This window comes from uncultured Campylobacter sp., assembly GCF_937949835.1.
Taxonomy (GTDB): Bacteria; Campylobacterota; Campylobacteria; order Campylobacterales; family Campylobacteraceae; genus Campylobacter_B.
Window position 1 is genome coordinate 1 of record NZ_CALEDC010000097.1, and the last position, 1,803, is coordinate 1,803.

1 protein-coding gene is annotated in these 1,803 nt (G+C 53.9%); it reads right to left on the bottom strand.

Features of this window, described 5'->3' with window-relative positions; translation table 11 throughout:
• On the bottom strand, positions 1-1,621 hold a 1,621-nt coding region (gene priA / locus Q0256_RS02115; protein WP_297959621.1), incomplete at its 3' end, for a primosomal protein N'.
• Positions 1,622-1,803 lie beyond the last annotated feature (182 nt).

Here is a 1,803-nt window from a genome sequence, read left to right on the forward strand (position 1 = left end):
TTGCTCTCCTCGCGTCCAGCCCGTCATGCGATGCAAACGCGCTATCTCCCGCCTGTTTGCGGCGCAAAAGCTCAAGCGCCACATTCATTATCTCGCTCGCCGCCTTTTCATTCTTATGCGAGATCAACACGCGCAAAAGCCGCATATACGGCGGATAGAGCCCCTCTCGAAACTCCGCCTCGTCGCGCAAAAAATCATCGTAGTTTTCGATATAATCCCTAAAAAAGCCGCTCTGACGCGTCTGTATGACGACCCTGCCCTGCCCCGAGCGGCCCGCGCGGCCAGCCACCTGCATCGCAAGCGCTAGCGTCTTTTCGCGCGCCCTAAAATCGGGATAGCTCAGATGCTCGTCGATCCCCATTATCACCGCAAGATCGACGCCGTGGTAATCGTGCCCTTTACTAAGCATCTGCGTACCTACCAAAATGTCGATTTTATGGGCGTTGAAGTTATTGAGTAGCGCCTCAAGCTTGCGCTGCGTCGTGATCTCGTCGCGATCAAATTTTGCGATGCGAGCACTCGGAAAACGCGCCGCAAGCTGTGCCGCAAGCTCGCCCGTGCCGATCTTGCGCGCCTGCATCACCTCGCCGCCGCAGTTTTCGCAAGACGCCCTATAAAACGTGCTAAAGCCGCAGTAATGGCACTTCAGCGCCGCAGCGTCCGCGTGATAGCTCATCCCGACGGCGCAAAACGGGCAGCGCACGATCTGCCCGCAGTTTTCGCAAACCATATATTTGTAGTTCGCGCGCGTCGGCAAAAACACGACCGCCTGCTTGCCGGCTTCGAGGCTACGCCCGATCTCGGTTAAAATTTTGGGGCTCAGCCCCGTCTCGCTCTCGTCAAAAATGAAGCGCTTGGCGCTGCTAAAATAGGTGCCGCGCAGGCGGAAGTGCGGCTGCTTCGCGTAGGTGCTAAGTGCGGGCGTCGCGGAGCCCAAAACCACGCGGATGCCAAGCTTCTTACCGACGAAAATCGCGGCGTCACGGGCATTTAGGCGCGGTGCGGCGGCCGATTTATAGCTGTCGTCGTGCTCCTCGTCCACGACGATGAGGCCCAGATCGCTAAAGGGCAAAAACAGCGCCGAGCGAGCGCCCGCGATGAGTCTGATCTCGCCCGCGTTAAATTTCGCTAAAATTTCGCGCTTTTTTTTGGGCGAAATTTTGGAGTGCCAGACGCCGAGCCGCTCGCCGAAATAGCTCTGTAGCCGCTTCGTCATCTGCGGCGTGAGCGAAATCTCGGGCATCAAAAACAGCGCCTGCTTGCCCGCAGCGAGCGCCTGCGCGATCAGCGCGATATAAATTTCGCTCTTGCCGCTGCCCGTATCGCCGAAAATCAGCGACGTCTCGTTGGCTTCGGCAAATTTACGCGCTTGCTCCTGCGCGAGGGTGAGGTTTGGAATTTTACCTATTTGAAGTGGAGATAGCGACTGCGAAATGGGGTTTTGCGCGGTAGCGTCGAAATTTTGAATTGAGATGGAGTTTTGCGCTGAAGTAAGATTTTGAATCGAAACGGAATTCTCTCCATCGGCAAAATCCGGCTCTTGGATCAAATTTTGCGCGATGGTGGAATTTTGTTTACGCACCGAATCCGGTGCGGCAGCAAAATTTATAGTGGTCTTCATGGCGGCAGAATTTTGCACAGATACGGAATTTTGAATTGAAGTGAAATTTTGCTCGCCAGAGAAGTTCTGAGTTTGAATAAAATTCTGTGCGGCGGTAGAATTTAACGCTAAATTTTGCGAGATAAAATTTCATAATTCAGCTTCGTCGGAGTTTTGAATCGGGCTTCGTTAAAATTTTAAAA